The 6,813-nt window shown below is 35.5% G+C and carries 5 protein-coding genes; all 5 read right to left on the bottom strand.

The window, feature by feature from the left end; genetic code table 11:
• Nucleotides 1–1,255: hypothetical protein (locus DWW68_RS13195; protein WP_199641196.1), on the bottom strand; the 1,255-nt coding region annotated here is incomplete at its 3' end.
• A gap of 408 nt (nucleotides 1,256–1,663) precedes the next feature.
• Complete coding sequence (locus DWW68_RS13190; RefSeq protein ID WP_118590425.1) at nucleotides 1,664–2,566, bottom strand: glycosyl hydrolase family 17 protein; 903 nt, start codon at nucleotides 2,564–2,566, stop codon at nucleotides 1,664–1,666.
• 104 nt (nucleotides 2,567–2,670) lie between these two features.
• On the bottom strand, nucleotides 2,671–5,367 hold the full coding sequence (locus DWW68_RS13185) for a cellobiose phosphorylase (RefSeq protein WP_118590422.1): 2,697 nt from the start codon (nucleotides 5,365–5,367) through the stop codon (nucleotides 2,671–2,673).
• 331 nt (nucleotides 5,368–5,698) lie between these two features.
• Complete coding sequence (locus tag DWW68_RS13180) at nucleotides 5,699–6,022, bottom strand: hypothetical protein (RefSeq protein WP_118590419.1); 324 nt, start codon at nucleotides 6,020–6,022, stop codon at nucleotides 5,699–5,701.
• A gap of 124 nt (nucleotides 6,023–6,146) precedes the next feature.
• Entirely contained in the window at nucleotides 6,147–6,644 is a 498-nt protein-coding gene (locus tag DWW68_RS13175) for a hypothetical protein (RefSeq protein ID WP_147365700.1), read from the bottom strand.
• Nucleotides 6,645–6,813: the final 169 nt, after the last annotated feature.

The raw sequence follows: 6,813 nt of genomic DNA, 5'->3' as shown, positions 1-6,813 counted from the left end.
CAAATGTTCCTTCTTCATTAAATTCCTTGTCTAATTTAATCTCTGAACCAGGATTAACTGTAGGAGCTTCTGTTGGTGCTTCCGTCGGAGCTTCTGTAGTTTCAGGCTGTGTTGAAACCTTTGCATTTACTGTATTCTTTGTAACTTCTATTTCATTGCCCTGGCTGTCAAATGCTTTGATGGTATATGTGAATTCTGTATCATAATCAGCAAGTACAACATCCACCCAGTCAGCAACAATATCTTTCTTTATTTCATTTCCTTCAGCATCATAAAGTGCATATGAAGCTGCTCCTGTAACCTTTGTCCATTTAAGAAATGCTGTTAAGCCTTCATTTCTCTCCTGAAATACATTCATTTCATTATTAACATACTTTTCAAAATGAACAGGTTCTGTAGTTCCTCTTGCAACTATGGCTCCTGTAGCATCTTTATATATTATTCTAACTACATAGTCACCACCATTTTCAACTTTAATTGAATCATCCTTTGAAGCTACAACATTATCAACATCTGTTCTGCCTTTTGCAACTCCCCAGATGTAATTATTTGTACCGTTCTTTGCCCAATGCTTTTCATCTTCAATAACTGAGTCCGGAGTTCCAATGTAAAATTCCTGTGTTAAACCATCCATACCTTCAGGGTGTACCCATTTTACTGTAATTCCGTTATTAACATCCTTCTCAACACTTGTAATTTCAATGTTTGCCACTGTGTCTGCATCATGTACTGTAGTTGTTTCTACCTCTCCCGGAACTGTAATTCCCTTTGATGCTGTTTTTACAGGGTTAGTATCTGCCTGAGCATCTTCAACTGTTGAATATGCTACAATATACACAGTATGTGTTCCCTGTGCAAGATATATACCTGCCTTTCCATTGGCTGCAAAATCAGATGCAATTGTAAATACCTTGTCAAACTTGTAATTGTTGTTCATTCCTCCATTTTCATTCAGCCATTGAAAATTGCTTTTCCAATTCCATTCATTCGAATAGTTAATTGCGGAATGATCTGAATCCGTCTGGTCTACATAAATGCAGTAGATATAAGGATCCTTTGCTGTTTCACCATCATAAGCAGAAGTAAATTCCACGTCAAACATTTTAACGTTATCTTCTACGCTCCATGTTATCCGGGAGATTTCAAACTCTCCTTCTGCCCTGGCTGTTGCATCATTAATAACCAATGATGATACAACCATGGCTAAACTTAATGCAAAAGCTAAAAACTTCTTAACTGTTTTGTTAAATTTCATTAACGTTATCCTCCTTTAATTCTTTAATACTCGTTTAGTTTCTCGTACAAACTAAAGATGTTATTATTATAGCATTGTCTTTTGTGCATTTCAACGATTAAAACGTTTGAAACGCTTTTTATTTTATGCATTTTTTACAAGTATTTTATGCGTTTTTTAACTCTTTTCATACTATTAATATACTTGATTTGAAATATTTTTATCTTTATTTACTGTGTTTTGTTATTATATTATCCATTTTGCAAAAACATTTCAAATCTTCTATGGCTTGCAACGTTTTTATAATTACAGTCCAATGTTTTTATAACATAAAAAGCCATTACGCCGACTTTTAAATCAGCGCAACAGCTTTTTCTTATTATACATTATATTAGGTATCATTACTTAATGACAAATGTCTTTACTTGTTTAGTTTTGAAGCACCAGCTTAGGAGTTCTGTCCACAAAATACATTCCCCAGTGTTTCTCCGGTTCTTCAGGAGTATTTCCACCTTTCCACGGTTCATCAAAAGCTTCAAACATATAAGCAATTATTTTCTCACTGTCACTCCATTTCCAAAACTCCTCGATGTATTTTTTCTGGTTTTCTTCATTGGCATCCTCTTCTTTAATCTGTGCAAATCCTACACTGCTTGTTGCCCAGCCTACTTCAGAGAACAGTATTTCCTTATCTGGATACAATTCCTTCATGCGTCTGTACCATTTTTTGTTTTCCCTAAGTCCACCTTCCACGGAATTGCCACCCCAGAGAGGATACGAATGTACACTGATTATATCAAGATACTTTGCCAGTTTCCCTAATTCCTGCCATTCTATTGCTCCCTCATTGAAGGTAACCGGTTTTCCCGTTCCTGCCTTAAGCCTCTTGGCAAATTCAATAAGTCTTTCCACAGGAACTGTATTGGCTCCCCATTTAGGAGTATTTTCATTCCCTACTGATACAACATTAATAATGTCAGAATTTTCATTGGCAATTCTTATTAATTCATCAATATTGGCATCATTTCTCTTTGCCCTTGCCTTTAACTCTTCATCTGAATAATTTGTCTTAAGCCACGGACAATTAGGATTATTAACTTCCGATATAAGGTCAGGACCCAACATCATCTGCATATCATACTTCATATCCCTTATTACCTGGCATGTCATTTCCGAATATACAATGGGGTCATACATTCTTATGTACTTAAATCCCATGTTGTATAAAATATTTATGTCCTCTTTTATCTGCTCATATGTAGGGTACGTGCCGGTTTTGGGACTTTGCCCTTCACGATAACCTGAATAGCAAATTGCTCTTGCCCATTCCATTATATTTCCTCCTCTTGCTAATATGTATTGCCATCAACTTTTGATTAATGACCAGTGATAGGAAACATTTACAAAAAATGAACTTCCTTCGTTTTATTTCCTACCTAACCAAGAACTGCTGTAATTTGCACCTCTTTATTTAATTTGTTAATATCTTCTTTGGCAATAACATCACCATTGCCATACTTTTCATTATTTATATATATTTCCTTTACGGAATATTCACCTGCATCAAGTCCCTTCGGATTTTCATATATAACATTAATGTTTACGCCACCAAACAGACAGGATGCACCTGCTTTGTTATCCTTAAACTGCTCCTTTAAAAGTTTTGGCTGAAGTTTAAGGTTGCCAAGTTCACCTTTTATACCGTACATTTCATTTAATACCGTAAGAAGCAACCAGCTGGCTGAGCCTGTAAGATAATGATACATTCCCTGACCTCTCTGGTTTACGTACTCTGGAACTCCCGGATAAATACAGCTTACGCTATAGTTGTGACAATGTTTATAAAGGGTATTTATTACTTTATATCCTTCCTTTGCAAAACCTCTTCTGTAAAGTGCATTGGCATACATAACTGCCATATGTGAAAATACTGCTCCATTTTCCTTATGTCCAAATGCGAAACCAAACATTCTTCCCAGATCGGTTTTAACTTCATTAAAGTTTGTGTTTAATCTGTAGCCTCCAATTGCTCCATCATAAAGATAATCGTCTGCCGATTTTACAATTTTTGCCACCTGCTCATCCGTAGCAGTACCTGACATAATGGCAAATACCTGACCTGTAAGCATCATTCTTACTCCTGATGAAAAATCACCTTCAACAGCATTTCCACTATTATCATAATATCCGTTAAACCATGAATTTCCCTCTTTATTAGTAATCCATTCAGTCTTCCTAATATGGTCTGCTATCCATGATGACATTTCATTAAGCACATTGCAAAGCTTTGTACAGTCTACTGATACCTTTTCGCCACTTACCTTGTGCCCCACTGCATTACAATAAGCATTTAGAACTTTGTGTTTCTCATCTATGCTGTCATAAACTGTCTTGTCTGCATTTAAGAGAACCTCAATCTCCTTTGCAAGAGAAATGGTATCCTTTCCTGTTTTCTTTGAAAGAGTCATTATATCTTTTGCTAAATCTCTTAAATTTCCGCCATATAACGCTGTGAATGCAACACTTTCTCCACGTTTTTCAGCCATATCAAGACCGTCGTTCCAATCAGCACCACGAAGTCTGATATGGTTATGTTCTCCTACATCGTAGAAGGATGTAAGGTGTTGTATAAGCAAATGTTCCAGTACAGTTCCCCTGTATGGTGTATCGTCTTCTGATAACTGCATATTGCCTTCACCATCACTCCACAGGTTATCCCTATGCTCACCTCTTCCAATTTGTGCATCCTTAAAATATGTATTTTCTTCATTTAAAAATTCAATATCTCCGGTTTGCTGCATATAAAGGCTTGTAGTTAAGTATGGCCATGCTCCATGATCCATCCACACTCTTACAATATTATTTCTGTCAGCAATAAATTCACCCTGCTTTGAACCTATAATAGTAGCATTGGTTCCGTCAAATCTTACACCTCCAAAGTTGTCAATTAACATCTGACGTACCTGCTTTGGCTCCATAATAAGAAGGGCAAGGCAATCCTGCCATAAATCTCTCCATCCTCTTCCACCTTTTCCATAATCATGATGAGGAAGGAATGAACAGCCATATATTCTTCTAAGCATAGGCTGGAAATTAACCCAATGCATCCAGTTATCAAAATCACTGTCTGCCGAATTGTAACTTACATTGATTTTATCCTGCCAATATTTTTTAGTTTCTTCAAGAAAGCTGTCAAAAGCCTTTGTGTCAAGGTATTTCTCCCCTAACTTATCTATTTCTTCTTCTGAATTACCATAGCCTAATGCTATAATGTATGTTTTTGTTTCTCCCGGTGAGATTACAGCATCAGCAAATCTCATTGCCGCAACTGTTTCGTAGCCGTCAATTTCTTCACCAATTCCATACGGAAGAGGCTGATTCTTGGCAACCATATATGGATTTTCAAAATTTCCGCCACGTCCGATAAACTCCTCAGTAACAGGACAGAAACTAATTGGGGAAACCATTACTCCGTCAGTTTCTTCCTTTGCCAAAGCTCCATAATAAACAGTGTTTTTATTGTGTCCTCTCTCATCAAATGTAAGTGTCGGAAAGATTTCTATTCCGTTTTTTACCGTAAATGTTCTGTGAAGCAAAGAGGTAACATGTCTGTGATCTCTTATATTTGAAGCCGAACGTCCATACAAAGGTATAGCTGTAGTAGGAGTAAATTTAATATGTGAATCTGTTATGTTTGTAATTTCTATTTTAGTCAGTTCCACCTTGTCCTTAGTTTCAGGAACAAATGATGTCACTGTAGCTTTAAGCCCTAAATCATCAGATTTTCTCTCTATCTGATGCCACATAATTCCGGCTGTCAGCTTCACTTCTTCTTTATCATCATCAAACAACTTTGCCTGCTGTGCTGCTGAACGTCCTGCCACAGACCAGGCTTTTTTACCTTCAACGTAAATCCAAAAGTTTCTTACTGACTTGTTGTTGTGCAGGTTTTCACTGCTAACCGGCTCTAACAAAAATGTATTCTGGTCTAATTTTATATCTCCCCCTAAATCAGGTGTTATGGAGCTCATAACTCCTGCCTCATTAGCTAACGGAAAATACATATAGCTGGTTAAATCCGGATTATTCAGGGTAAATGTCCCTTTTTTATCTAAATATTTTAAGTTGCCCATTTTATTTCTCCTTTATGACATATTGGTATATCTATATTATCATAAAATCGTTTCATTATAAATATATTAGTGTGTTTTTCTTTATAAAAAAAGTATTAAAATTTTATATAACTCCTTTGTTTTTCATATAATACAAATTTGCACCCTAAATATGTTTTTTTATTTTGTAGGCTTTCTACCTGATTTATTTTTGCACATTTTATTATTTAATAACCTTTCTGGAAAATTCCACTTGTTTTTGCCCTAAAGACAAACGCTAAAAAACGTCCATATACCCGTAATTACATACAGATACATGAACGTTCCTTCTTATCTTAATATAATGATAAACTTATTTTTTTGTTTTCAAACCGGCTATAATTCCATAAAGAATTAATAAAAATCCTACTACCAAAGCCATTATTATACACATATTGGCAATGTAAAAACTATTGAACATAATATATTGGCATATTATCGCTATGTACATTACAAGCACTCCCGCAGAAATAACAACAGTTTTCTTTCTGCACACCAATGTGACTATTGCCATAAGTATAAAAGCTCCTGCCGCAAAAAATAATAATTCTCCGGCACAATTATTAAGCTGCGCAATAACTCCCATTAAAACCCAAATTGTTCCTATGACTGCTAATGAAATTGATACTTTCTTCACTATGTTGCCTCCTTTAATTTTTTCCCATCGGTATTATCCCAAATGCAGATTTATTCCAGCTTATATCTGTTTAATTCACCGTCTTTAATTATTACATGGTAATCCTCAACCTTGCATGGGAATCTCATTTTACCTTCCTCCATATTCCATCGTTAAATTTGTATTGTTCCACCATTCTTCCTCTTTCAATTTTAGTAATCAATGAATCTTTTCTATATTTCACAGCTTTTTCCAAATTCCACTCCGGTATTACCTTTCCATTTTTCGAACCCGTGAATGCATTTTGTGTACATGGATCAGGTAACGTGTTGTTTCCACCTAATTCATAACCATATGTGTTGTCCAGATTGATTTTCTTGAGTTCCTTATTCGTAGACTTAAACTCTATCTTCCAGTATGACTTATCTGTTGAATGATATGGTATGTTATCATAGTCCAGACGAAATGTTTCAAAAATATCCTCAAAATCTCCAACATCATTACAGTCACCTTCCCTTGAGATGCACCCTCTTACAGCATCATATTCTCCACTTACATATTTTTCAACATCCTCCGGTTTGATGTACCTTCTAAGCAATGTATTCTTGTTTATTGTAAACTTCTCCCTTATGTGACAAACCACCTTCTATTTAAATCGTTTTTCTCAAAAGGAATTGCAGACATACATCCACAATTCCCATTAAAATATATGTTTTTAATTCTCTGTCATTCCTAGGTGTATGTTTATTCCACCTTATATCTGTGCAGTTCACCGTCCTTAATGATTACATGGTAATCCTCAACCTTATACG

The organism is Eubacterium sp. AF16-48 (genome assembly GCF_003479405.1).
GTDB classification, from domain to species: domain Bacteria; phylum Bacillota; class Clostridia; order Lachnospirales; family Lachnospiraceae; genus Eubacterium_G; species Eubacterium_G segne.
The sequence above is the reverse complement of the archived record's forward strand: the minus strand, read 5'-3'. Positions and strand labels throughout refer to the sequence as shown.

Excerpts from the sequence above, each read along its gene's own strand:
- DWW68_RS13190 (WP_118590425.1), bottom strand. The coding sequence starts at position 2,566 with ATGGAATGGGCAAGAGCAATTTGCTATTCAGGTTATCGTGAAGGGCAA.
- DWW68_RS13185 (WP_118590422.1), bottom strand. The coding sequence starts at position 5,367 with ATGGGCAACTTAAAATATTTAGATAAAAAAGGGACATTTACCCTGAAT.